Origin of the sequence: Rhizobium sp. AG855 (assembly GCF_003610655.1) — a bacterium.
GTDB classification, from domain to species: Bacteria; Pseudomonadota; Alphaproteobacteria; order Rhizobiales; family Rhizobiaceae; genus Allorhizobium; species Allorhizobium wuzhouense.
In genome coordinates this window covers 42,520-67,284 of record NZ_RAQG01000008.1, presented here as the reverse complement: position 1 = coordinate 67,284, position 24,765 = coordinate 42,520, and the positions used below count along the sequence as shown (strand labels likewise).

At 60.7% G+C, this 24,765-nt stretch carries 18 protein-coding genes; 9 read left to right on the top strand and 9 right to left on the bottom strand.

Going from position 1 to position 24,765, the window contains the following annotated elements:
• Positions 1 to 74 precede the first annotated feature (74 nt).
• The 6 genes from DFO46_RS23050 to DFO46_RS23025 form a co-directional block, all read right to left on the bottom strand.
• Entirely contained in the window at positions 75 to 1,484 is a 1,410-nt protein-coding gene (locus DFO46_RS23050; RefSeq protein ID WP_245422706.1) for an amidase family protein, read from the bottom strand.
• 591 nt (positions 1,485 to 2,075) lie between these two features.
• Positions 2,076 to 3,662, bottom strand: a complete 1,587-nt coding sequence (ggt, locus tag DFO46_RS23045) for a gamma-glutamyltransferase (protein ID WP_120279258.1) — start codon at positions 3,660 to 3,662, stop codon at positions 2,076 to 2,078.
• A 146-nt stretch (positions 3,663 to 3,808) separates the two neighbouring features.
• Entirely contained in the window at positions 3,809 to 4,609 is an 801-nt protein-coding gene (locus tag DFO46_RS23040) for an amino acid ABC transporter ATP-binding protein (RefSeq protein ID WP_120279257.1), read from the bottom strand.
• Positions 4,606 to 5,385: an amino acid ABC transporter permease gene (locus DFO46_RS23035; RefSeq protein WP_110793960.1), complete on the bottom strand. Its 780-nt coding sequence runs from the start codon at positions 5,383 to 5,385 to the stop codon at positions 4,606 to 4,608. The genes DFO46_RS23040 and DFO46_RS23035 overlap by 4 nt, the downstream gene beginning before the upstream one ends.
• A 9-nt stretch (positions 5,386 to 5,394) precedes the next feature.
• Positions 5,395 to 6,204, bottom strand: coding sequence for an ABC transporter substrate-binding protein (locus DFO46_RS23030; protein WP_110793961.1), 810 nt, complete (start codon positions 6,202 to 6,204; stop codon positions 5,395 to 5,397).
• A gap of 753 nt (positions 6,205 to 6,957) precedes the next feature.
• Positions 6,958 to 10,053 (bottom strand): glycoside hydrolase family 38 C-terminal domain-containing protein, encoded by a 3,096-nt coding sequence (locus tag DFO46_RS23025; RefSeq protein ID WP_110793962.1) that lies wholly within the window; start codon positions 10,051 to 10,053, stop codon positions 6,958 to 6,960.
• 456 nt (positions 10,054 to 10,509) lie between these two features.
• On the opposite strand from DFO46_RS23025, the gene DFO46_RS23020 reads away from it, so the two are divergent.
• From DFO46_RS23020 to DFO46_RS23005, 4 genes are read left to right on the top strand one after another with little or no spacing between them, the layout of a single operon-like run.
• A complete protein-coding gene (locus DFO46_RS23020; protein ID WP_245422705.1) occupies positions 10,510 to 11,673 on the top strand; it encodes an extracellular solute-binding protein in 1,164 nt (387 codons plus the stop codon).
• Positions 11,674 to 11,682: 9 nt separating this feature from the next.
• The gene (locus tag DFO46_RS23015) at positions 11,683 to 12,543 is read left to right on the top strand and encodes an ABC transporter permease subunit (protein WP_120279255.1); all 861 of its coding nucleotides are present in this window, start codon (positions 11,683 to 11,685) and stop codon (positions 12,541 to 12,543) included.
• Position 12,544: 1 nt separating this feature from the next.
• The gene (locus tag DFO46_RS23010) at positions 12,545 to 13,357 is read left to right on the top strand and encodes an ABC transporter permease subunit (protein ID WP_110793965.1); all 813 of its coding nucleotides are present in this window, start codon (positions 12,545 to 12,547) and stop codon (positions 13,355 to 13,357) included.
• Between the two features lie 32 nt (positions 13,358 to 13,389).
• Positions 13,390 to 14,430 (top strand): ABC transporter ATP-binding protein, encoded by a 1,041-nt coding sequence (locus DFO46_RS23005; protein ID WP_120279254.1) that lies wholly within the window; start codon positions 13,390 to 13,392, stop codon positions 14,428 to 14,430.
• A 101-nt stretch (positions 14,431 to 14,531) separates the two neighbouring features.
• Here the strand turns inward: DFO46_RS23005 and DFO46_RS23000 are convergent, their stop codons facing one another.
• Both DFO46_RS23000 and DFO46_RS22995 read right to left on the bottom strand, forming a co-directional pair.
• The gene (locus DFO46_RS23000; RefSeq protein ID WP_110793967.1) at positions 14,532 to 15,830 is read right to left on the bottom strand and encodes an ROK family transcriptional regulator; all 1,299 of its coding nucleotides are present in this window, start codon (positions 15,828 to 15,830) and stop codon (positions 14,532 to 14,534) included.
• Between the two features lie 19 nt (positions 15,831 to 15,849).
• A complete protein-coding gene (locus tag DFO46_RS22995; protein WP_245422704.1) occupies positions 15,850 to 16,716 on the bottom strand; it encodes a sugar phosphate isomerase/epimerase in 867 nt (288 codons plus the stop codon).
• A gap of 293 nt (positions 16,717 to 17,009) precedes the next feature.
• Between DFO46_RS22995 and DFO46_RS22990 the strand changes: the two genes are divergently transcribed.
• The 5 genes from DFO46_RS22990 to DFO46_RS22965 all read left to right on the top strand — a co-directional run bounded on the left by DFO46_RS22990 (position 17,010) and on the right by DFO46_RS22965 (position 22,822).
• Complete coding sequence (locus DFO46_RS22990; RefSeq protein WP_120279252.1) at positions 17,010 to 18,080, top strand: Gfo/Idh/MocA family oxidoreductase; 1,071 nt, start codon at positions 17,010 to 17,012, stop codon at positions 18,078 to 18,080.
• Positions 18,081 to 18,088: 8 nt separating this feature from the next.
• On the top strand, positions 18,089 to 19,039 hold the full coding sequence (locus tag DFO46_RS22985; protein ID WP_120279251.1) for a PfkB family carbohydrate kinase: 951 nt from the start codon (positions 18,089 to 18,091) through the stop codon (positions 19,037 to 19,039).
• Positions 19,040 to 19,842: 803 nt separating this feature from the next.
• Complete coding sequence (locus DFO46_RS22975) at positions 19,843 to 20,643, top strand: hypothetical protein (protein WP_147412793.1); 801 nt, start codon at positions 19,843 to 19,845, stop codon at positions 20,641 to 20,643.
• A gap of 117 nt (positions 20,644 to 20,760) precedes the next feature.
• Positions 20,761 to 21,723, top strand: a complete 963-nt coding sequence (locus tag DFO46_RS22970) for an AraC family transcriptional regulator (RefSeq protein ID WP_183042014.1) — start codon at positions 20,761 to 20,763, stop codon at positions 21,721 to 21,723.
• The gene (locus DFO46_RS22965) at positions 21,623 to 22,822 is read left to right on the top strand and encodes a hypothetical protein (RefSeq protein ID WP_183042013.1); all 1,200 of its coding nucleotides are present in this window, start codon (positions 21,623 to 21,625) and stop codon (positions 22,820 to 22,822) included. Before DFO46_RS22970 ends, DFO46_RS22965 begins: the two co-directional genes overlap by 101 nt.
• Before the next feature lie 316 nt (positions 22,823 to 23,138).
• Here the strand turns inward: DFO46_RS22965 and DFO46_RS24015 are convergent.
• The coding region (locus tag DFO46_RS24015; RefSeq protein ID WP_183042012.1) for a hypothetical protein at positions 23,139 to 24,765 on the bottom strand (1,627 nt) is incomplete at its 5' end.

Below are 24,765 nucleotides of genomic sequence, written 5' to 3'. Positions count from 1 at the left end.
AATTCCCCTTTTTAGTTTATGAGATGCAGTTGATCCGAGCGCGCCTGCCTTCTCGAAAATCGAGGAAGGCCGGCCTACTCGAAACCGGGCGGCGGCGTGTAGCCGCCGAAGATCGCGTCACAAAGGGCGGAGAACGCCAACGTCGTTCGGTCCCCGTAGGACGGTCCGATGAACTGAACACCGGCAGGCATGGTGCCCACCTTGAAGGGAAGAGGCCGCACCGTGACCGGCAGATGCGCCAGCGTCGCGAGACCCGGCCAGAGCAGGTTTTCGAGATAAGGGACGTCCCGGTCGCCGACGCGGAGAACCCGTGCCATGCTCGGGATCGGACCATCGCCATCCTGGTTCTGATGGGGAAACGCTGTCGTCATTGCCACGGGGCAAATGAGAATGTCGAAGCTTTCGAACCAGCTGTTCCACTTGGCGATATGGTGCGCCTGCCGCTCACGCAGCGCGAAATATTCCGACGTGCTGGATCGAACGCCACGGGCGGCACGCCCGGCAACGCTGTCGGCCGGATAGGTCGCAGCTGCCGTGTCATAATCCGAAAGATCGGCGCCACCCAGTTCGCCGCCAATCACCGCAAACAGCAGGGAGATGTAGAGATCTTCGTCCCCCGGCAGCGGGTTCGGGGCCTCGGCAAGCTCGACGACGTTGACGCCCTCCTGCGCAAGCGCGCGACCGAAGGCTGAAATGGCCTGATGATAGTCTGGGTCGACCGGGAAGCTCCCGCACCAGATGGCCACCCGGAAATCGCGAAGCGAAGTGGCGCGAGCCTGCGGAAGGTTCAACGTCCAGGCTTCGCCAGGTGCCGCGCCGGCCAAAACATCCATCGCGGCGAGGAGGTCGGCGGAGCTTCGGGCCAGCGGACCGCAAACCGACAGTGGCGACTGAACGAGCGCGCCGGGATTGGGCGGGATCTGGCCCCGCTGCGACACGACCCCGTAGCTCGGCTTATGGCCCCAGACGCCACAGAAATGCGAGGGAACGCGAATGGAGCCGCCAATGTCGCTGCCCAGCTCCAGCCCTGTGAACCCCGCAGCCAACGAGGCGGCCGAGCCACCTGAAGATCCCCCTGGCGTGCGACCGAGGTCCCAGGGATTGTTCGTGACACCGTAGATCGGATTGTAGCTCTGGTGGTCGGCCGCAGCGAGCGGGACATTGGTTTTGCCCCACATAACCGCACCGGCAGCGCGCAGCCGCGCGACCGCATCGGCATCCCGAGCCGATCGATAGTCCTTCAGCTCCGGGATGCCCGCCGTGCAGCCGAAGCCGCCCACTTCGAACGTATCCTTGATGGTCATCGGAAGCCCGGCAAACGGACCGGCAATGGCTCCGTTGTCCACGGCCTTTGCCGTCACTTGCGCAAGCTCGAGCTGTTCCTCGACTACGGCATTGACCTTAGGCCCAAGCGCCTCGAACCGCCCGGCCATGTGCGCCAGCAATTCTACGGCACCAATGCGGCGGCTGCGCAGCTCAGCCATTGTTTCGGTGGCAGTCCACCAATGCGGGGGAGTCGTTTTGGGCATCATTCCCTCGGCCGTTCGAAAACTGAAATCCGTCAAGACGCCCCATGTCGGCCGGCAAATGCAGCAATTGCCACATCCAGGATGCTTGCCTCACGTCCGAGCTGTCGAAAAACATTTCATATGCAACACACACAATTGTCAATCACAAATATATCAAAAAAGACGCCGCAAAACGGAAGGATGAACGCGAAGGCATAGTTCAAATTCGCCGAAATTGAGGAATTATGGTGCGGCTTCCGTCAATTGAAGACACAAGGAACCAGAGTTTTGTAATTCAAATGAGATACTATGATAACAGCTGCGCCACGAGCAGGCACGTCTGTGGCACCGAACAACCACGGAGGCGGATCGAAAAACCCGCGCACGCTACGACAGACGGGAACGGATACCTGCACGGGTGATGTCGTTCATGCCCGTTCTGCGGAGCGATCCGGTCCACCCGGATGCGCCGCTCCTGGCGAACCCTCTGAGCCACCGCCAGGAACAATGTTGGAGATGCGATGGCCCGGATGCCCGCGCCATAACCTCGCTTTGCGGATCGCGACCTTAGTAGCCCAGGGCACAACCATCCATGCGACTGTCAGACCCGCCGATCAAAACGCCTTGGTCCCAGTCGATCATGATCATCTGCCCACCGCCGTGAGGCTCCGGCGCCTCCACGATCGTGTGCCCCATCTGTCGCAACTGCTCGACAGTGTCTTTGGGAATGCCGCGCTCGACCACTGTCTCCCCCATTGTGTGGAAGATGCGCGCCTGGTCGATCGCCGCCTGCGGATCGAGACCGAAATCGGCAACCCCGGTTAGCACATGCGTGTGGCCAAACGGCTGATAGTCGCCACCCATGACGCCATAGACGAGCCAGGGCCGCCCGTTTTTCAGGGCCATACCCGGCATGATGGTGTGCAAGGGGCGCTTGCCGGGACCAACGGCATTCGGATGGCTGGGATCGAGCGAAAAGCCCATGCCCCGGTTTTGCAGCGTGATCCCGAAGGTCGGAGCAACCCTGGTTGAGCCAAATCCCCAATAGACCGAATTGATGAAGCTCACGCAGTTTCGATCCTTGTCGACGACGGTGAGATAAACCGTATCCGATTTGCGCATCAGTGGCGGGGGCAGATGCGTCGCAAAACGATCGGGGCTGATCTCGGCACGCAGCCGCGCCGCATAGTCCTTCGACAGAATCGCGTCGAAGGGATACGCGGCATGCCGCGTGTCGCAGACGAAGGCGTCACGGTCCCGGTAAGCCAGCCGCCCCGCCTCGACTTCGAGATGCAGCCGCTCGGCACTCATCGGCTCCATCGCGGAAAGATCGAAACCTTCCAGGATATTCAGCATCAACAGTGCCGTGATACCTTGGTTGTTCGGAGGAATCTGGCAAACCTCCATGTCCCGATAGGTCGTGCGCACGGGCGTGACATACTCGCCTTCCGCCGTCTCGAAATCCTCCAGAGTGTGGTAGCCACCGAGGCCTCTCAGGTAATTCACGATCTCCTTGGCCACCGGGCCCTTGTAGAACCCGTCACGCCCATTTTTCGCAATCAGGCTCAGCGCATCGGCGAGACCCGGATTGCGGAAAACCTCGCCGGCCCGCAGTGGACGATCATTCGGCAAAAAGATGCGGGCGGCATTGGGATCGCGCCGAAGCCGGGGCGCATCCTCGATCCAGTCATGGGCAACCCGCGGATGAACGGGGAACCCGTTGCGGGCGAAATCAATGGCAGGCTGAAGGAGTTCGCCGATCTCCTTGCAGCCGTGATCGGCCACGAGCCGGGTCCAGGCATTGATGGCACCGGGGATGGTCACGGCATGCGGGCTGCAATCCTCGATCTGTGTCGCCCCTTCGGGAGCAAGTCCCGTCGTCGGCAGGCCGCGCGGTGTGCGACCGGAACCGTTGTAGCCGATTACGTCGCCCGTCCCGTTCTTGGCCATGAGGACGAAGCAGTCCCCACCGATCCCGGTCTGCTGCGGCTCCACCACGGCAAGCACCGCAGCAGCGGCAACGGCCGCGTCGATCGCAGCCCCGCCACTGCGCAGGACCTCGATGGCAACGCGCGTGGCATGCGGGTTGTGTGTGGCAGCCATGCCGTTCATCGCCATGGCGGGAGATCGGCCGGGAAGTTGTAAATCTCTCATGATGATATCCTTATTGCCCTTGAGGCCGACCGCATTCCGGTTCGGCGCCCAAGCGCGTCTGTCGTTTCATGATGGGCCAGCCGTCCCGGCCGCAGCGCCCAGGATCAAGCCCCGGACACTGCAGACCAAGAACGACCGCAGCGCCCTCAATGGTCTCTTTTGCCGATGACGCGCGACAGGAAGGCCGCCGTCCGCTCATGCTTTGGCGCGGTGAAGAACGTCTCCGGCGGCGCGTCTTCGATGATGCGTCCTTCGTGCATCATGATCACACGGTTTGCGACTTCCCTCGCAAACCCCATCTCATGGCTGACGACAATCATCGTCATGCCTTCCCGGGCCAGTTCCTTCATCACATCGAGAACTTCGCCGATCATCTCCGGATCGAGTGCGCTCGTCGGCTCGTCGAACAGCATGACCGACGGACGCATTGCGAGCGCCCGCGCAATGGCAACACGTTGCTGCTGGCCGCCGGACAACTGCGCGGGATAGGCATTTGCCTTGTCGGCAAGACCCACGCGGGCGAGCAGGGTACGCGCTGTCTCGATCGCTTCGGTGCGCGGCACCTTGCGAACATGAACCGGCGCTTCGATGATATTCTCCAGCGCCGTCAGGTGCGGAAACAGGTGAAAGAGCTGAAAAACCATGCCGATTTCACAGCGTTGACGCGCGATGTTGCTCTCGGCGTCCTCCACCAACCGGCCATTGCGTTCGCGATATCCGATCAGATGGCCATTCACCTCGATGCGGCCGCCCTGAATCTTCTCCAGATGGTTTATGCAGCGAATGAACGTGGTTTTGCCCGACCCGGACGAGCCCACGATCACGATGACCTCGCCCTTGTAGACATCGAGATCGATGCCTTTCAGCACCTGAAGGTCCCCGAAGCGTTTCTCGACACAACTGACCCGCACGATAGGCGCCTGTTTATTGGTAACCTGATCCGTCATCGGGTTTCCCTCCCCTCGCCAAGTCCGAACATCTTGCGGAAGATGGATGGTGACTGCTGGGCCACAACCCGCGCCGCTGGATCACCGAACCTGCGCTCGATGCGTTGCTGGACGAAACCCCAAAGCGTGGTCAGGGTCAGGAAGTAGCAGGCGACGACCAGATACAGCTCGAACACCCGGAAGGTGACCGAAGTGACCATCTGTGTCGCAAGAAGAAGTTCAGGCACCCCTATGACGCTGAGGAGGGTGGTGTTCTTCAGCATGGCATTGAACTCGTTTCCGAGCGGGGGAATGACAACCCGCGCCGCCTGAGGCAGGATGATGCGACGCATGTAGAGCGGATAGGTCATCCCGAGCGACTTCGATGCTTCGGTCTGACCGACCCCCACCGATCCGATACCGGCACGGATGATCTCAGCCATATAGGCCGCTTCATTGAGGGTCAGGGCAAGAATGCCTGCCTGGATGTTTCCAGGCAGGATGAACAGGCCGAGATCGATATCTTCGAAGCGAAACAGGTTTGCGGCAGCAAGGCCCGTATAGATGAAGACGATCTGGACCAGCAAAGGCGTGCCGCGGAATGCCCACACGAAAACTCGTGCGGGCACGCGCAGCGCGCTGAACTTGGAAATCTGCGCCAGTGCGATGAACAAGCCCAGCGCCGTGCCGAAAGCCTGAGCAATGACGCTGACGCTCAAGGTCAACCAGAGACCGTGCAGATAAACCGAACTCGGCCTCAGGAGATATTCCCAGAAGATGCTCAGGTCGAAATTCATGGCAACGTCCTATTCGATCACGTCGCCACCCAGCTCCCATTTCTCGAGCAGTTTGACGTAGCTGCCGTCCTCCTTCATCGAGGAGAACGCCTTCTGGATCGGGTCGAGAGTGTCGGCCTCACCCTTGCGGAACGCCATGCCGGTTTTGATCTTGTTGAAGGGCTCGCCCGCCACATCAAAGACCTGTCCGGCCGTATGGAAGAAGAAGGCGGCCGTCTCCAGTGTCGTGCCGTAGACGTCGACCTGTCCGATCTGCAGTGCCTGCCGGGCATCCGCATCCTTCGGGAAAACGACGACGTTGATTTCAGGCTTGCCGGCATCCTTGAACTGCTTGTTCTGTTCATCGAGCAGGCTCTGGATCGTGGTGCCGTTCCCGACGGCCACCTTCAGACCCGAAAGATCAGCCAGTCCCTTGACGTTCTTGGGATTGCCCTTGGAAACCAGCAGCGACTGGCTGGAATACATGTAGTTGATGAAATCGACGACTTCCCGGCGCTCCGGCTTGTCGAAGAGCTGCGACAGGATAGCGTCGCACTGTTTCGCCATAAGGGCGGGAATGATGGCGCTGAAGGCAACTTCCTTCCAGGAGGCTTCAAGCCCCATCCGCTTGGCGAGTTCACTACCCAGTTCGATTTCGAAGCCCGTCAGCTTTTGCTGGTCATCGTAGAAGCCGAGCGGCGGATTGCCGAATTCTGCGCAGAAGGTCAGCTTGCCACTGGTTGTCAGATTGGCTGGCGGCGCGATGGTGGCGGCATTCGCAACACCTGCCATCAAGACAAGCATGGACGTACCGAGCGCCGTGACGAAGGATCTTTTCATTGATATTCCCCTTTTTGTTACGCGCAGTATCAGACCGTCAAGCTGTCGGCTGACCTGCACTTGCTTGGATATTTGTTATGCATCGACACCACTTATTCTTGCGGCGTTCGTTCTTTGCACGCGGAATCCCCCCGACTTTTCCCTATCGGGCCGCGCCATCACTGAGAAAGACTTCCCTCCATTTTTGAAAGAAAAGGCTGCAGACGCCCCACGGCAGCACGAACAATGCCAAGCGGACGCGGTGCGCAGATGATCTGGAGGAGGAGAGCCCGGGACGGATGACCAGCCAGTCGGATCGCTGGCGGGCAGCCACCCCGTTCGGCACCAAAGTCTGGAAAGCGAGCCAATTCCGGCATGACAACCTCCAACGAGACCTGGATGATAGTCTTGAGGGGCATCTGATTACTTAGGTTTCTGCCGTAGTTTCCGGGGGCGATTTCCAGACTGAACAAAACGGCGTTCGCGCGCGCGGAAGCGATCCGACTGAAGTGATCGACTTCAGATCCAGCCAGTGACCCATCGGGCAAGATTGATTGTTCAGGACGCTTGTCTGCTCTGGACGAGCACCGGGCGAGGCCAACAGCTATACTAACTCAGCCCTCACCCTCGGAGCGAAGATCATAGTAATGGTTTGCCATATTCAGGTATTTCCATATTGTCTGGACCGCCCCATCAACGCGGGCGATCCAGGCTCGTTGTGGCGAAGAGCCTCACGAATGCGCCTTCGAGCGCTCCTGTCGGACCTGACCTCCGTCAACCGAAGCGGAAGCTGGAGAGGCCAAACGGACGTTCGATCGCCGGGCGACCATTTTCCAGAGGTTCTTCCATTGCATCGACGGCGATCGGCGTGCCGGGAGCCTCAAGCCGGAAAGGCCCGCGCCGTCCAGCGGCCTCGGAAAGTCTGAGAACATAATTCTCGCCCTCGTCAGACGGTTTCAGCGCGTGGAACCGGGCCTGCTGGCCGGCAAAGGTCACGGGGCGGATTTCGTATGGACCATCGCTGCTCGCAGGCACGAAGCGCAGTGGGTCTGCCACCAGATCCGCCTGCGCCTGCACGGTTTCGCTCCACCACCGGCCATCATGGGGCATGATGGCATAGGTGAAGCGGTGATGCCCCTCGTCGGCGAGCATGTCGGGATAGGTTGGTCCGCGCACGAGGCTCAGCGTCAACACATTGTTGCGTGCCGAGAACCCATACTTGTCGGCGGAAAGCAGCGCCGCCCCCCAATCCGTTTCGGACATTGAAACAAATCGATGGGCACTTCCCTCGAACTGCGCCCGTTGCCAACTCGTGTTGGCGTGGGTCGGTCTGCGAGTGACACCGACAGCCTGATCATACACGGCTTCGTCGGCATGAACTGTCACCGGGAATGCAGTCCGCAAATAGGTGCGCCGGTCGTGCCAGTCGAGATCCGTGACGATCTCGAGCCGCGGCGCGTTGGACCAGAGACGCAGGCGCTGGACGATACGGCTGGCCGAATGACTCCGGGTGATCTTGATCTCGGCCAGATGAGGACCATCAGCGCTGATGGTCATGCCATCCAGCGACAACCATTCTTCTTCCCCGAGTTCAAAACCCGGCTCGATGTCCCAGGCATCGAAGTTGCGCGGCAGGTCGTTCCGGTAGAGCAGAAGCCGATTGCCCGGCCCCGCCATGAGTTCACGTCCGGACGCCTTGTCGAAAAGGCTTTCGATGCGCCCATGTGCGTCGAGCCGGACGGTGACGAAGTCATTTTCCAGTCGGAAACAATCGCCCTCGACACTGGCTTTGGCCGTGCGCGCGGAAGGCTTCGAGACGAAACCAAGGGAAAGCGGCGACAGCGACTGGTCTATCGCGGCAACGAACCCGTCCTCCGTTGCCTGGGGTGCCAGCGATGCCGGAAGCGTATCGGCGCTTGCGATCTGGAATCCCGACTTTGAAGACCCGGAGAGATTGGCGACAAGCAGGCCTTCATCCGCTCCAGAGCGTCGCGCCGCCATCGCCGAAAGGCGATCCGTCACCACCGCTGCGGCACGGGCGACAACCGCCTCCAGTTCCGGTTCAGTCTGCTCATAGACCTCCCGGATGGACGAACCGGGCAGGATGTCATGGAACTGGTTCCGCAACATCATTTGCCAGTCCGCCGACAGATCCGGCATGGCCGCATCTCCCCCGTCGAGCCGGTCGATCACGCTTGCGGCCTCTGCAGCAACCAGACCATATTCGGCAAGACGGTTGAGCTGCTTCGTGCGCCCCTGGGTCGTCAAAGTCGCACGATGATATTCAAGGTACAATTCGCCGGCCCAGACCGGCACGGCCAGCGACTTCGCCTGCTCGGCAAGCATTTCGATATAAGGCTCGATGGCCGCGTGCTCGATGTGTGGGATGGCCGGCATCGAATTGATGATCGGGATGCTCTCGATCTGGTCGGGATCAGGGCCGCCGCCGCCATCCCCCCATCCATAGGAGGCGATCACCGCATCCGTCATGTCCTTGGCGGAATGTTTGTCCCAGACCTCCTGAAGGGCTGCAGGCGTCATCAGCATGTTGTAGCCGTCATTGTCATAGGCATCGAACGTGTGGACCAGAACACGCGAACCGTCATTGCCCTGCCAATGGAACAGGCTGTCATCCAGCTTGTTGGTCTCGTTCCAGGAGACCTTGATGGTCACCATCTTGTCGACACCGGCATGGAGCATGATCTGCGGCATGGCCGCCGTGAAGCCGAAGGTGTCGGGCAACCACGCTACCTTGCTTTCGATCGAAAACCTGTCGCGAAAATACCGCCGCCCGTGGATGAACTGCCGCAGGAAAGCCTCGGCGGAAGGCATGTTGGTGTCACACTCCACCCACATGCCGCCGATCACCTCCCACCGCCCTTCGGCGATCCGGGCGCGGACCTGCTCGAAGAGCGCAGGGTCCTCTTCCTCGATATGACGATAATATAGCGCCGAGGATTGAAGGAAGCGGAAATCCGGGTGCTTCTCCATCAGCGAATTGACGCTGGCGAAGGTGCGATTGATCTTGCGCACGGTCTCCGGTTGAGGCCAAAGCCAGGCATAGTCGATATGGGCATGACCGGTGGCAAGCACCTTGCCCTGCTTGGGATAGGCGCGACGCAGATCCGCCAGCAAAGCATCGAGCTTGACGGTTGCGGCGACCACCGTCGCCAGAGCCGCCTCACCGACGGGGGCCGGCTGATCCGTCGGCTCAAAGCTCCTTTCCCAGATGTCGAGCGTCCAGTTACGGCTGGCGAGACGCGGACCGACCTCTGATGTGGCGGTCGGCAGCCGCAAGCCCGCAAGCGCAATCTCCCCCGCTTCGAAAAGGGCGCGCGCCAGTGCCTTGTCGCGTACGGTATCGGCTGTATTGCGCAACACCTCGATCCGGCGCCGCAATGCCCTCACCTCTGGATGGAAGAAATGCACCGCCGCCTCCCGGAGCACCGGCAGACGGTTTGGCACACCGAACAGACCGCGCGCGACAGACTGCGCTTCAATCGTAAAGGCCACACCCCGGGGGGCGTCGAAACGCTTGTGGCGCTCGTTCCCGGCAAAGCTGTCGATCACCCGCCCCTCACCATCCAGCAGGCGGATGAGCGTTTCACCCCCGAAATCGAGGCGCAGCTCCACACCCGGCCCCTCGGGCAAGGTAACCGGCCCATCGAGAAGGAAACGATGCACACCAAACCGATCCGCCCAACCATCGCCGGTCGCAACCACAGCCTCGCCACCCGCGGGGGAGACTTCTCTTATAGGCCCCAGCGGCTGAAAGGCGCGAGTTTCGAAGGCCCCCAATTCGTCGGCCCAGACCTCCATGTGGCGGGAAAGCTGCTCAAGGTTGCGCTGGCGATCGCGATAGGATTTCATCAAGATGTCTCCGTGGGCCGGCATAGCGCCGGATTATTTAATCCCTTTCGATGATTAAACACGTCGCTCGCCGTGGTGCAAGCTCTCCCACGCGGCCGACCATGCCATCCTTGTGCTTCCCACCGCAGAAGATGAAAGCAGGATATTTCGAAAAGTCTGTTTTTATTCATACGTTTAATGCCAGAGAAAGCAAGCTTTCAGAACTGCGTGTAGCGTGAAATCCGACCTCCTGCCCTGCGATATCGCCGCATCTTCTCAAAGCCGGCACCCCACCACATCACCCTTTTGCGGCATCCGCCACGAACAGATGGCCTGCTTGACAGCTCCAATATAATTCACAATAAGTATTTAAAAGGGAACGGGGGAAAAGGCGGTAACGTCACATTCCCTGGAGTGTGGGAACGAGGCCATGCTGCAAGAAAAACTGCAGATGGCCGGTACAAAAGGAGGATTTTCATGACTTTACCGACCAGCATGGACAGACGCGACTTCCTGAAATTTTCCGCAGCGGGCGTCGCCATCGCTGCCGCCGGCGGCTTCAAGGTGACCGTCGCAGAGGCTGCCGAGGGTGTCCTCGATATCTTCTTCAACTCGGACACCAATATCATTGACTTCTGGACGAACGTCATCAAGCCCGGCTTCGAGGCCGCCAACAGCGGCGTAACGCTGAACCTGGTGCCAGGCGGCGGCGGCTCCGGCGTCAACGCTCTGGCCGATCGCGCCATGGCCGCGTTCCAGGCCAAGAAGGATCCTCAGGTCGACCTGCTTGAGGCAACCTCCCCCTTCTATCCGGCCGGATCCATCGAAGCCGGTCTTTGGGTAAACTTCGAAACCGCTGGCCTGTCCAATTATGCCAAGGTCAATCCGGTCACCATGCAGTCGCCCTTCCTGCTGCCCTATCGCGGTTCGCAGGTCGTGCTGATGTACAATGCAGACCTGGTGAAGGACGTGCCCACCTCCTTCCCGGCGCTTATCGAGTGGATCAAGGCCAATCCCGGCAAATTCGCCTATGCTCGCCCCGACCTCGGCGATTCCGGTGCCTGCTTCGTGGAACGCGCCCTGCAGGAAGTCACCGGCAAGAAGCCGGAACTCTTCCTCCCGGAAAACTACACGGATGAATACGCCAACCCGATGTTCGAGAAGCTCTGGCCGCTCCTCCAGGAGATCAAGCCGGCCTTGTTCAACGGTGGCGAATACACATCCGGGAACACCGCTTCCATCCAGCTTCTCGCTTCCGGCGCGATTTCGATGACGGTTGCGTGGTCGGACATGGCGTTGCAGGCGATGAGCCAGGGCGTGGTTCCGGAAACGACCGCCGTTGCGCAATTGCAGGATCTGGCCTTCACCGGCGGCTTCTCCGGCGTCGTCGTGCCGAGCGTCGCCCTGAACAAGGACGCCGCGATCAAGCTCTGCGATTACATCATTTCGGCCGAAGTCCAGGAAAAGGTCGTGACGGATCTTGGCGGCTTCCCCTCCATCGGCTGGGAAAACTTGTCCAAGGAACTCCAGGAGAAGTTCTCGAAGGTGGCTCCAAAGTCCATCCCGGTCTTCCCCGGCACCTGGGAGCCAAAGCTTTTCGAAGGCTGGTATCGCAACGTCGCCTCCGACATTGCGCGATAAGGACTGGTCATGGCCGGGACGAACAAGACGGACAAGATCGACTGGCTGGGTTACGGCTTCATCGCCATTCCCGTGATGGCGATCGTCATCTTTCTGTTCTATCCGGCCGCCCTTGCCATTTTCGGGACGCTCTTTCACCAGCGCCCCGAAGGTGGGGTGGGACTGGACTTCTCGAGTTATGTCTTTTTCTTCACCGACCCCTACAGCCTTGCCAACCTGTTTCGCACGCTGTGGACGACGATTGCGGCTCTGGTCTTGATCATCGCCGTCAACCTGCCGATCGCCCTTTACATGCGCTTCACCAAGGGCTGGCTCGCCGCTTTGATCCAGGGCCTCGCACTCTTTCCGATGTTCGTGCCCGGCATCATTATCTGCTATGCGCTCATCCGCTATCTCGGGCCGAATGGATGGCTGCAGAGCCTGCTCGCCTCGATCGGCTTCACCCACTATGCCTCCCCGATCACGACCCCCTGGGGGCCGGTGATCGGGCTCATCTGGGACGGCATGCCGATGACGCTGTTGATCCTGATCTCCGGACTGTCAACGATTTCGGATGCTTCGATTGAGGCGGCCAAGGATGTCGGCGCGAGCAGGCTGCGGCTCTTCCGCTCGATTATCCTGCCTCAGATCAGCCATTCGATCCTGATCGTCTCGGCCCTCAATTTCCTGGGCTTCTTCGGCCAGGTCCTGATGCCTTTCATGCTCGGACCGACCAACCCGGAAATGATGGGTCCGTTCATGCTGCGCACCTTCGTTTCGGTCCGAGATCCCCTGCAGGCGGCGACCCAGGCGACGATCACTTTCCTGATCTGCTCGCTCGCCGGTCTGGTCTACATCCGCTCGCTGGCCGCGCGCAAAGAGGAGCGCTGACATGTTCACGAACCGGCGCAATGACGTCTTTGGACCGTTGATTCTGATCTTTCTCGTCTTCTTTATCGTGCTGCCGGTCGCAACCGTCTTCCTCTGGGCATTCGCCGAGCAATGGTTCTACCCCTCGGTGCTTCCGACACGATGGGGATTGCGGTTCTGGGAGCAGCTTGTGTCCCGTCCGGAGGTCTGGCAGGCCTTTGTCACCTCGATCCAGCTGTCGACGACGGTGACAGTGCTGTCTGCGGTGATCTGCCTGCCCGCTGCCTACGCCTTCGCGCGCATGGACTTCCCCGGCAAGTCGGCCTTCATGATGTCCTTCCTGATGGCCAATGCCTTTCCGCGTTTCGCGCTGATCGTGTCGATCGCCGTCTTATTCCTGACCCTCGACCTGGTCGGCACCTTCCAGGGCGTCGTCATCATCCAGTTTCTCAACACATTGCTGCTGATGATCTGGCTGCCGAGCGCCGCCTTCCGCGCCATACCGCGCGAAACGGAGGAAGCCGCGCGGGATGTCGGTGCTTCGCCCTTGCGTGTCTTCTGGCACATCACGCTTCCCCAGGCGTTTCCGACGATCGCAGCCGCCCTTCTGATGACCTTTGTCTGGACCTTCTACGAAACAGAAGGCGCCTGGCTGGTTGGCGCGCCGCGCATCCGCACCATGCCGCTGCTGATGATGTCGATGATCAACAACCAGCTCGTCGTGCAATACGGCGCAGTGCTCTCTGTGATGTTATGGGTTCCCTCGCTGGTCGCCATCCTTCTGGCCCGGCGCGTGATCGGCGGCGACGCCTTTGCCAAGGGCCTCGGTGGCTGATGTTCATTCTTTCCTCTCAAGGCTCATGATCCATGTCCACGCTTGATCTCATCGACGTCACGAAGACCTACAGCATCGTGACTGCCATCGAGCCGCTGTCGCTCAAGATCGGTGATGGCGAACTGGTCTGCCTGCTCGGTCCGTCCGGCTCCGGCAAGTCAACCTTGCTGAGGATCATCGGTGGCTTCGAGACGCCGACCGCGGGCAAGGTCTTGATCGATGGCGTCGATGTCGCCTTCGACCCGCCAGAGAAGCGGCCAACCGCCATGGTGTTCCAGAGCCACGCCCTTTGGCAGCATATGAGCGTTTTCGAGAACATTGCCTTCGGCCTCAAGCTGCGCGGTTTCAGCAAGGCGGATATCCGCCGCAAGGTAGAGGCCGGGCTCTCGCTTGTCGGCCTTCAGGACTATGCCAACCGTCGGCCGAGCCAGCTGTCTGGCGGCCAGCGCCAACGCGTGGCCATTGCCCGTTGCGTCGTTCTGGAGCCGAAGATCCTGTTGATGGACGAACCCTTCGCAAGCCTCGACCAACATCTCCGCGACCGGTTGCGCGAGGAAGTACGCCAGATCCAGAAGACCCTCGGCATCACCACCGTCTTTGTCACCCACGGCCAGGATGAAGCGCTGTCCGTCGCCGACCGCATCGTGGTGATGAGCATGGGGCGCATCGAACAGGTCGGCACGCCGGGCGAGATCTACGCCACGCCGGCGACCCCCTTCGTCGCTGGTTTTATCGGTGACATGAACATGGTGCCGGTGACCGTTTCGAACGGTTTCGTTGACATCGGCGGCATTTCACTGCCGGCCCCTTTGCCGGAGGGACCTGCGACATTGGCCGTACGACCGGAAGATATCGTTCTGGGCAAAGCCGATACGGCGGCGGCGGCAAACATTATCCGCATCGTCAACTATGGCTCGTTCATCAAGGTGACCGCGTCCTTGAACGGCCTTCAATGGAAGGTACAAGCCCCGAAGACGGCGTCGATTGCGGAGGGCGCCACCCTGTCGCTGTCCGTTGTCCGCTACCAGATTTTCCGCGATGATCGGGTCGTATTCCGGTCTGACGACACCTGACCCGGCACATCTGCGCAGGTTCCCCAGACGTCACAGTCAGGCCGACATGAAGGCCAACCTGCGCGCGGTCGCAATCCGCAGGCGCGCAGAAGTCCGTCTCGTCACACGCCCCCGCTGGAAATCTCGAACGGCCGCACGTCTGCGAGATTTTGCCGAATATAGAGATGGCGGAAATTGTGGCTGGTGTTGACGAAGATCGGCAGCATGGCAGCCCCCGTGACGGCGGCATCTTCGCTGAGCCTTGCCGTCACAAGGCGCGGATGGACACGATCATGCCGGGCCGCCGGAGTCGGGCGAAGCGGATAGGCACGGTCAACCAACCGCTCGATCAGCGGCTGCGGCAAAGCACCACCGACAGCGATGAAGGCCGGATCATACATGACTTCAATGATCGCGACGACATCACGCATCAGCCGCGCGGCCGAGGCGAGCCAGTCCATCAATCTGTGGTCCCTGATGGCAAGCAGATTGAGTATTTGCTCCGGCTCCGGATTGAGGCCAAGCCCGCAGGCGAGGCCAAGCCCGCCGATGGAAATCAACCCGCCCTGCGCCGTCGTTTCATCCGGCGTTTCCGGCCAGGTCTGCGATCCACCGAGGCCGGCAAAAGGAAGCAGACCGATCTCACCGGCAGCGCCCCCCACGCCCTTGTAGGGGTAACCGTCAATGATCAGGCCGGCGCCGGAGCCGTGGCCTATGTAGTAGTATACGAAGGTTGCTTCCTGCGTGTCCGGCCTGTGAATGCGTTCACCAATGGCTGCGGCCGTCGCATCATTTTCCACGAGCACCGGAAATCCCGTCAGCCGCTGAAGTTCGTCCGCAAAGGGAAAGTCCCGCCACGCCTGCCAGTGCCGCATGGAGAAATCGAACTCGTCCCCAGCCGATCCGAAGGTCGGCAACACCAACCCGACACCCCAGACATGCTGCGCGGGCAGGCCATGTTCGGCGAGCAGGTTCGGCAATACCGTCGCAAGCTCACGAACGGCAGCAGCCGGATCGCTCGTATCGACACGCGCGATGCGCCGGGCCCGCTCCTTACGGGTCAGGTCGAACACCAGGATGTTACAAAAATTCTGGTCGAGATGGACGCCGATCGAGAAACCGGCTTCCGCATTCGGCTCCAGGTAGATCTGCGGCTGGCCGCGCATGCCGGATGACCGCCCGGCTTCCACGATCAGGCCCTGCTCGAGCAGTTCGCGGGTGATCGACGAAATGGTCTGCGGCTTCAACCCGATGATCGAGGCGATCTCGACCCGGCTGATCGGGCCGCGTTGAAAAATCGTCTCGAAGACGAGGCGCCGGTTGTGAATGCGGGCATCCTCGATACGGCTGCCTGCAATACGTGCCTCGCCTTCGTCCGAACTCGGACCGGAGCTTGCCCCGGTCTGATTCAAATTCGCCATATCAACCGCTTCCCGCCGATCAAAGCCCCAGAGCCTTCAAGGCTTCCCGATTGCGCTTGGCGATCGGCAAAGGCTTATCCGGCGGGCAAGGATACATGTCCTGCTCATACACCACATAGCCCGCATAGTCGCGTGATCTGAGAAAATCCACAACCGTGCGGAAATCAACCATTCCCTTGTCCAGCTCACACATCACGCCAGACTGGAAACCGGTGATGAAATCGATGTTCTCCCGGTGGATCTTCTCCAGAAGAACCGGATCGACATTCTTGAAATGGTAATAGGGAATCCGATCGGCATAGCGCTTCATGAACGACACAGCATCGGCACCCGTATATGCGTGATGGCCAAAATCGAAGCAGAGACCGACCAGTTCCGCAGGGGTCTCATCCAGCAGGCGAACCACCTCGGCTTCGGTTTCAACGCCAGAACCGACATGAGGATGGAAGACGAACGAGAGGCCGTGCTCTTCCGTGACATAACGAGCCGCCTCGGTGACGTTGGCAATCATGGTCCGCCAGTTCTCCGCCGACAGCGCCCTGTCCTTGCCCGGCGGGGGCAGGTCGCTGTCATCCATCAGCACCACCCATTCCGCACCGACAGCCTTCAACAGGCCGCAGGTCTGCTCCAGTCTCGGGCGCAAACTCTGCATGGCATCGGTCGGCGCCAGAAGGTGAACCAAGGCCGAACCGCAGATGCTGAGACCCCGCGCCGACAGGGCATCGGTCAAACGTGCAGGGTCTGTCGGCAGATAGCCCCACGGGCCTGTTTCGGTGGCGGTGAAGCCGGAATCCCGAACCTCGTCCAGGTACCGCTCCCACGGCGTCTGTCGTGGATCATCCGCATACCACACACCCCACGCATCCGGTGCCGTTGCCAGTTTCATCATCATCTCCGAGATTTTAATTACCGACTGTTACCATATTCGATCCGTCGGAGGGTTTAAAGAGCGAAAACGCTTCTTCGACTACATAGCCCTGATTTTGATGAATTTTCTTGCAATTCCTACGAAAGACACCCAGCAAGAAGATCAAAAGAAAATTCTAAAACATGAAAAACGGGGCCATAGATCCGAAATTTATCTTGATAAAATCCTTCTTACGTATTTATTTGAGGCTCACGAGGTGAAAGCGGTCTGACCCGCTTCCCAACCGTCTTCAGGAATAGGAAATTTCGATCATGATCAGGTTAGGCCTGCTTGGGCTCGGCGAAGTCGCGCAGCTCATCCATCTTCCCATTTTGCAGCGGCTCGGCGACCTCTATACGCTGGCGGGCGCCTATGATCCCTCTCCTTCCGTCAGCAAGGCGATCAGTGCCCGCTGGGGCATCGAGACAGTGTATGAAACGGCGGAGGCCATGTTCGCCGCCTCCGACATTGACGCGGTGATGGTGCTGAGCCCGGATCAGTTTCACGGGCGGGACGCACGCGCAGCGCTGACAGCCGGCAAGCATGTCCTGATTGAAAAACCCTGCTGCCTGGAGCTCGGCGACCTTCAATCGCTCAGCGAAACCGCCGAAGCATCCGGGAAGGTGGCGATGGTCGGCTATATGCGTCGCTTCGCCCCAGCCTTCCTCGAGGCGAAAGCAAACCTGCCAGCGCTGGACGAAATCACCTATGTGCGTGTCCGCGACGTCATCTGCGAGGGTCCCTGGTATTTCCGCCAGACCGACGGCGTCGTGACGCCTGAGAACGACCTGCCCCAGGAGATGCTGGCGGCGGGAGGGGCACTGCGCAAGCAGATGCTGGACAGTGTCCTCGGCAGCGCTACTCCGGCGGAACTGCGAACGGCCTATACCGTGCTGACAGGCCTGTCCTCCCACTCGCTCTCAGCCATGCGTGATCTGTTCGGTCCGCCGAAAGCCGTGCGTGCGGTCAGCATCAAGCAGGGGGGAACGCAGATTACGGCCCTTCTCGACTATGGCCATTTCACCGCTCTTTATGAATGCATGATCGGCGATGTCGTGCGCTTCGAGGCAGGCTTCGAAATCAACACACGCTGGAAGCGCATCGCCTTCGAATACCCGACCCCGTATATCCGCAACCTGCCCATGACGCTCGACATCCAGACATCGACGGAAAACGGAAACAGCTTGACGCGGCTCGGACCATTCCATCAGGATCCCTTCGACGTGGAATTGCGCGCCTTTCACGCTGCCGTTACAGCAGGCGGCGAAAACCGCACGCCACCGGCGGAATCGGCGCCCGATCTCGCCCTCTTCAAGGCCATCATCGAGGCGGCACGAAACTGAGTTATCCGATGCAGACGCCTCCCCCGAAGCCCCTCGTTGTGATCGGCAATCTCAACATCGACATCATCATCGGCCCGGCAACCTGGCCCGAAGTCGGCACGGAGGTCTTTGTCGATCAGGACGAGGTGCGTGTCGGCGGATCCGCCGGCAACACGGCGCTTGCATTGCAGGCGCTAGGGCATCCGCACACATTCATCGGCTCGGTCGGGTCGGATACCTTCGGCACGATACTGGAACAGGCCTTTGCGCCGGAGACCTGCCGACTGATCAAATGCCCCGCCCGGACCACTCTGACCGTCGGCATCACCCATCCGGACAGCGAGCGTACCTTCTTCACGACACGCGGACATCTGCCGCATCTTTCCGCCGACGACGTCATTGTCCAATTGGACACGGTCGATATCGACGGAGGCACAGTGCTCCTCTCCGGTGCCTTTCAGACCGAGCGTCTGATGGCCGACTATGATCTCGTGATCCGGGCAGCAAACGCCCGTGGCGCGACAATTGCCGTCGACCCAGGCTGGCCGACCGGCGGCTTCAGCACCCAGACCCGCTCGTTTCTCCAAAATCTCGCCTCGAAGAGCCGCTGCGTCCTCCTCAATGAGACCGAGGCCATGCATCTAAGCGGCGCCGACACCCCGGAAACGGCCGCCCGCGCGATCCATGCCCTGCAGCCGCCCGGCGCCGAGACCGTGGTGAAGTGCGGCAGCCGCGGAGCACTGGTCCTCGACGTTGGCGGCGGCCTTCGCTGGGTCAACGCTCCGAAGGTCGATGTCATCGACACCATCGGTGCGGGTGACGTCTTCAATGCCGGCTATCTCTCCGGCCGCAGCCTCGGCCACTCCCCCGCTGTAAGCCTTGGCCGCGCCGTCGCACTCGCCTCACGAGCCATCTCGACGCAACCACGGCGATATGAACTGAACGAGAACCAGCAAGAACCGGAACCGGGACAGGGCTGACGCGTCAATCGAAGACGCAGCCGTCCGAACGTGCCTGCGACATCGGCTGCGGCACGCCTTCGACACCCCGCATATGTGCCCTAAAAGAGGTGTTGCGACGAACACTGAGCCGCCCTAGCCTTTTGCCCAGGAGAGGCTGAGGATAATTCGGATGCGGTGCGACGTTCAGAACCTCGCGGTTCATCCCGGTCTGGGCGATCGGCCAATCCGGTTCCGCGACGCCTGTCTGTATTGGCTGACACGCAAGATGAATCTGCCAATGACCGAACCCGTTGGAAGGCCCCCGGCCTCATGGAAAGGCATCTCTTTGGGACCGTCGCGATCCAGCGCCTGGATCTTCGCAATCCTCGGACCACCAATCGGTGGCATTGCCACGTTGTGGCTGGCCGGCGCGGCGCCCTGGACCTTGCCCTTGCTGCTCGCCACGCTTGCGCCCGCCTATGTCCTCGGTCTCGGTCCCGCCTTGCTGGTGGCATCACTGGACACTTGGCTCATGCGGCAAGGAGTGAAACCGGCGGGTCGTTTGCTGGCCGCCGCGTTCGGTGGTGCCGCTTGCGCGCTTGCCCTGTTGGCGCCCCTTTATGCTGCCGGTCTCGTGCGAGGCCTATATCCGCTTTCTCTCTGCCTGATTGCCGCAGGTTCCTCCCTGCTCTGTCTGATTGTCGTTCTGCTTGTCCGTCGTCCATCACACTGAGTGTCTTGCGCCCAGTGCCTGTAGTCCATCTGCGAGATACGTCATGAAATTGGCTGGAATGATTGCAGTTGTATGTCTTCTTGTCGGCAGTGGCGCCGCGCAGGCCGCAATGGAATGCGAACCCCGCATGCCACCCTATCGCCCTGGACCCGTGGAGGATCGACTGGGCGAACGCCCCTGCCCTGCAGCACTGCTTGCAACCTTTTTCGCGCGACAGTCACCGCCACAGGAATACGGGTTCGAGATCGTCGGTTATCATCGATATCGCAATCCAGACGACGGATCGCCCGAAGCAGTCGTCGAGTTCCGCCTGCTGCCCCCCGGCGGACACGGCTTCGGGCCGGATCTGCGGGTCTGCGAGCGACCGAACGCTGCCGCCGACATGCAGATCCAGTTCACCTATGACAGGGACACGCAGCGCTGGTTCGACCTCGACAGCCGCGGCGCGACCATTCCGTCGGAGATCTGCGAAACCCGAAATTATTGGACCTCACAGGATATCGCCGATTTTGCCGATCCGCCGCAATTCGGTCGCTTGTCCGCCGCCGAACGCGGCAATGTCCACGATGTCGGAAAGGGGGCCGAACGTCGGGCTATCCTTGATGCGGTACGCGAAGCCAATGCCGATCTCAATGATCGCATTCCGATCGTCTTCGTGGTCGAATTGCTGCGGTCGGATGGCGAACACGCGTTCTTTCGCGGCCAGGTCCGCATGCGTGATGGAGGCGGTCCGGTTTCTGCCGCCGATTGGGGCGAATGCGAGCAGGATCCCCGCGACGGCGTCGTCGAGGCCCTCCTGGAACGACGGCACGGCAGATGGCGGGCGCTGAAGTCGAACCGTTGCGCCGATGACGTACTTCTGAACGACGACGAGATGCAACGGTATCGCCTGCTCCTTATGGAAGAGTGACCGCCTCCGCCTCGCCTTTGACGCCGTTGCAAGTGTATCTGCATTGTCTATACTTTCCGGATGGTCTTTGGCGGCGCCTCGGCGGCCCGTCATGGTCGGACATCCGGAGATGTGTGCATGGTTCTGCCATTCCGCGCCAAGACCGCCATGGACGCCAAAGAGGCGGGACTGGGCTTCCATGAACTGTGCGACGCCTATGGCCGCATGATAGGCCATGACTACTCGGACCTGACCATCGAAGATGCCAACCGGGTGCGAAGCTTTTCCAATATTTCCCTGCCGGAGGCATGTGCCACCCTCTTCGATCAGGGACTGTCCCGCTTTTCCATGTCCGACAACCGCAACGGCCTCGATCTCGTCATGATATCGATGCCGGCCCCCGGCTCCGAATTGATCTATGAACAGCGGGGCATCTGCATCACCGCACGCGGCGGGGATGCGATTTTGCATTCAACCGCAGAACGCCTGATCTCCCATTCGACACAGGTTGGGGAAGTCCTGGCGGTGGCCTTGCCGCGCCGCAAACTCATGGGGCTGGTGGGACCCGGCGCGCTGGGACATATCCGCAAACTGACCATGGACGATCCCGCCTGCCGACTGTTTCGCTGCTATGCCCAGTCGCTGCTGACACTTGAGAATGATCCGGATTTTCGACTTGCAGACCGAATTGGCGACCAGTTGGCAGAACTCGCAGCACTCGCGATCGGGGCGAGTCGCCCGGGCCATGAGCAAATCCGCGAAGGAACGGCCCTCCAGGACGCGCGGTTCCACCAGGCGCAACAGTTCATCAAACGGAATTTGACGGAACCTGGACTGAACGAGACCCATGTTGCGCGGGCGCTGTGCATTTCGCCGAGCGCCGTGCGTCAATTGTTCGGCCGACGTGGCTCGTCGATCGGGCGCTTCATTCGCGAGGCGCGTCTGGCGCGCGCCTATGCCATGCTCTCTGATCCGACCGCGATGCCGCGTCGAGTGGTGGATGTCGCGGCCGATTGTGGATTTGAAAGCATGTCCGCTTTCTATTCCGCGTTTCGCACCGTCTATGGCTGCAGCCCGACGGAAGCGCTGCGTAAAAATTGATTTTGGCGTTTCAAATATCAAAAACCGGATGTGCATCTGTCAAAATTCGGACGCGCAAGTGACAGCACTCGCGCACCATCGCGCCTGGCTCACGGAAGAGGAAACGACCTTGGGACTGGAACGCACAGATCACGCTTTGCAGGTCAATATACGCGCCCGCATGGGAAAGCCGCAGGATGCGGCAGCCATTGCTTCATTGCTCGCATCGACGGATCCCATCTTCGGGGCGCTGGCAGCTTCCAATGCAGCGACTTTCGCGCGGTTGATTGATGCAGAAGCGATCCGAACCGGCTGTATCGAGCTCCAACAACCGGATGGCGGCTGGCTGCTAGGCGCGACTGGCCTATCCGCCTTTATCGATGAGGCAACCACGCGTTCTTGGCTCGCTGAACCTCGGGCAAACTTTCCCGCACTTCTTCTTCAACGCGCATTGACGGGATCAACCGCGTTTCTGACACCGTCCGAGATTGGCCGAGCGAATTCTGGCGATGGCCTCAATCTGTTCATTCTCGGCTTCTCCTACTCGCTTTCACCGCAGTCACCCTTGCTCCCGCCGCTTCTGACGCGGGCTATCGGCCATTTCGTTTCCTGCCACCAGGGGTACAAATTGCTGCGTTTGATGCGGGAGGATCCGGCACCGATTGCTGAAATGTTCCTGCGCTCGGGAATGCGCGCCCTTGCCCACTTCGATCCGGAGCCAGGCCAGGATGTGGGGCGTGTGGCGATGGTCATGGAGCGCTCGGAGACGATGCCGCTCTTTCCGAATTCCCCGGCCACCATGCTGTTTCAATTCGTCCCGCCGCAGATCGGGTTCTCCCCTTCCGAGCGCCGCATCCTGCACCTTGCCCTGGAGGGGTTGTCGGATGGCGATCTTGCATCGGAGTTGTCGATTTCGCCTCATACCCTGAAGCGCAGTTGGAGAGTGATCTTTGATCGCGCCCTGTCTGCTGCCCCCCTGATATTCGGCTCCTTGGCGGAACCGCGTGATAGCCAGGGTGTTCGAGGGCAGGAGAAACGCCGGCACCTGCTTCAATACCTCCGAGATAATCCGCAGGAATTGCGTCCCTACGACCTGCCACGAAAGACCAGATCGAGATAAACATCCGAAGTCCTCGACAAATAGTCTTTTTTGATCGCCAAGTTTTCGCTGGAAACCTCAGGCGTTCACCCGTCGACCATCCGAGCACGTCCACCGCCTGCTCCAGCCATCAGTCCACCCGAACCACTAGAGCAAATCCAGCAAAAGTGCGAAGCGGTTTTGCGTCCGGAATTGCGTGGAAACAAAGACATAGGGCATTGAAGGCGACTCCGTTTTCGCCGGAAATGCTCTAGGACCCGATTGCAGAGGAAATCTGCAATCGGGTCAGTGGGCGACCTGTCGAAGGCAAGCCGACTGTATTCCCAAGACGCAAGGCCTAAGGCTTCACGGCCGAACCAAGACCGGAGAGACCGAGAAGCAGATTGTTGTAGCCCTGCGTCGCACCCAGCCCGAGGCCGGGATTCGTCTTTCCGCTTGATGGAGCCGGTTGCGGCAAGCCCGCCGGCGGCACGGAATTGGCCGCTGGAGACAGGACATCGCCCGCGCCGGCACCGGCACCGCCGAAACCGCCGGCTGTTCCGGGAACAGTGTTGGCAAGCGCCGGATTGGGGCGGCCATCCGGCAACTTTTGCTGCAGGCCTGTCTGGCCGAGTGGGTCGACCATGGAGGACCCAACTTCTCCGCCACCGCTGGCCGGAAGCGGAAGTGTTGGCTGCAGTGCGGGGTTCGGGCGGCCGTCGGGCTGCGTGGTCTGCACACCGGTCTGGCCGAGTGGATCAACGGTGGACGCACCACCCGACCCGCCGGTCGCGGGAAGTGGCAGCGTCGGTTGAACCGCAGGGTTCGGTTTGCCATCAGGCTGTGTGGTTTGCACACCGGTTTTTCCAAACGGATCGACACCGCTGCTGCCAGAACTCGAAGGCGCAGGGCTCGGCGGCGGGGCGCTCGACAGATCGCCCTTTCTTCCGCCCTTCGACCAGGCTTCAAGGCGATTTTGCTCGGCATTGCCCAGGTTGTTCAAAGCCTGCTCATACGCCGCCTGGTTCTCGGGCGTTGGGTTCGCTTCATAGCGGCTACCAGCCTCGGCCGCGCGCCTGTTCGCCTCGGCTGCCCTGGCCGTCCATTCGTCGATGTCCTTCTGCCCGTACTGATAGCCGTCCGGCTTGGGCGGCAAGCCGCGCGGAATATCCGGGCCGACGTCAGGACCCGCACCGGATGCAGAATTGCCGGTTGCGGGCATCGGTGCCGTCGGCTGGACCGCAGGGTTCGGTTTGCCATCGGGCTGCGTGCTTTGCACACCGGTTTTTCCAAACGGATCGACACCGCTGCTGCCAGAACTCGAAGGCGCAGGGCTAGGCGGCGGGGCGCTCGACAGATCGCCTTTTCTTCCGCCCTTCGACCAGGCTTCGAGGCGATTTTGCTCGGCATTGCCCAGGTTGTTCAAGGCCTGCTCATACGCCGCCTGGTTCTCGGGCGTTGGGTTCGCTTCATAGCGGCTACCAGCCTCCGCCGCACGCCTGTTCGCCTCGGCGGCCCTGGCCGTCCATTCGTCGATGTCCTTCTGCCCATACTGATAGCCGTCCGGCTTGGGCGGCAAGCCGCGCGGAATATCCGGGCCGACGTCAGGACCCGCACCGGATGCAGAATTGCCGGTTGCGGGCATCGGTGCCGTCGGCTGGACCGCAGGGTTCGGTTTGCCATCGGGCTGCGTGCTTTGCACACCGGTTTTTCCAAACGGATCGACACCGCTGCTGCCAGAACTCGAAGGCGCAGGGCTAGGCGGCGGGGCGCTCGACAGATCGCCTTTTCTTCCGCCCTTCGACCAGGCTTCGAGGCGATTTTGCTCGGCATTGCCCAGGTTGTTCAAGGCCTGCTCATACGCCGCCTGGTTCTCGGGCGTTGGGTTCGCTTCATAGCGGCTACCAGCCTCCGCCGCACGCCTGTTCGCCTCGGCGGCCCTGGCCGTCCATTCGTCGATGTCCTTCTGCCCATACTGATAGCCA

What these genes read in the sequence shown, in the direction of transcription:
- DFO46_RS23020 (WP_245422705.1), top strand. Translation starts at nt 10,510, where the DNA reads ATGACTTTACCGACCAGCATGGACAGACGCGACTTCCTGAAATTTTCC.
- DFO46_RS23050 (WP_245422706.1), bottom strand. Translation starts at nt 1,484, where the DNA reads ATGGCTGAGCTGCGCAGCCGCCGCATTGGTGCCGTAGAATTGCTGGCG.
- DFO46_RS23025 (WP_110793962.1), bottom strand. Translation starts at nt 10,053, where the DNA reads ATGAAATCCTATCGCGATCGCCAGCGCAACCTTGAGCAGCTTTCCCGC.
- DFO46_RS22985 (WP_120279251.1), top strand. Translation starts at nt 18,089, where the DNA reads ATGCAGACGCCTCCCCCGAAGCCCCTCGTTGTGATCGGCAATCTCAAC.
- DFO46_RS22970 (WP_183042014.1), top strand. Translation starts at nt 20,761, where the DNA reads ATGGTTCTGCCATTCCGCGCCAAGACCGCCATGGACGCCAAAGAGGCG.
- DFO46_RS23040 (WP_120279257.1), bottom strand. Translation starts at nt 4,609, where the DNA reads ATGACGGATCAGGTTACCAATAAACAGGCGCCTATCGTGCGGGTCAGT.
- DFO46_RS23035 (WP_110793960.1), bottom strand. Translation starts at nt 5,385, where the DNA reads ATGAATTTCGACCTGAGCATCTTCTGGGAATATCTCCTGAGGCCGAGT.
- DFO46_RS23000 (WP_110793967.1), bottom strand. Translation starts at nt 15,830, where the DNA reads ATGGCGAATTTGAATCAGACCGGGGCAAGCTCCGGTCCGAGTTCGGAC.
- DFO46_RS23015 (WP_120279255.1), top strand. Translation starts at nt 11,683, where the DNA reads ATGGCCGGGACGAACAAGACGGACAAGATCGACTGGCTGGGTTACGGC.
- DFO46_RS22965 (WP_183042013.1), top strand. Translation starts at nt 21,623, where the DNA reads ATGTCGCGGCCGATTGTGGATTTGAAAGCATGTCCGCTTTCTATTCCG.
- DFO46_RS23005 (WP_120279254.1), top strand. Translation starts at nt 13,390, where the DNA reads ATGTCCACGCTTGATCTCATCGACGTCACGAAGACCTACAGCATCGTG.
- DFO46_RS23030 (WP_110793961.1), bottom strand. Translation starts at nt 6,204, where the DNA reads ATGAAAAGATCCTTCGTCACGGCGCTCGGTACGTCCATGCTTGTCTTG.
- DFO46_RS22975 (WP_147412793.1), top strand. Translation starts at nt 19,843, where the DNA reads ATGGAATGCGAACCCCGCATGCCACCCTATCGCCCTGGACCCGTGGAG.
- DFO46_RS23010 (WP_110793965.1), top strand. Translation starts at nt 12,545, where the DNA reads ATGTTCACGAACCGGCGCAATGACGTCTTTGGACCGTTGATTCTGATC.
- DFO46_RS22990 (WP_120279252.1), top strand. Translation starts at nt 17,010, where the DNA reads ATGATCAGGTTAGGCCTGCTTGGGCTCGGCGAAGTCGCGCAGCTCATC.
- ggt (WP_120279258.1), bottom strand. Translation starts at nt 3,662, where the DNA reads ATGAGAGATTTACAACTTCCCGGCCGATCTCCCGCCATGGCGATGAAC.
- DFO46_RS22995 (WP_245422704.1), bottom strand. Translation starts at nt 16,716, where the DNA reads ATGAAACTGGCAACGGCACCGGATGCGTGGGGTGTGTGGTATGCGGAT.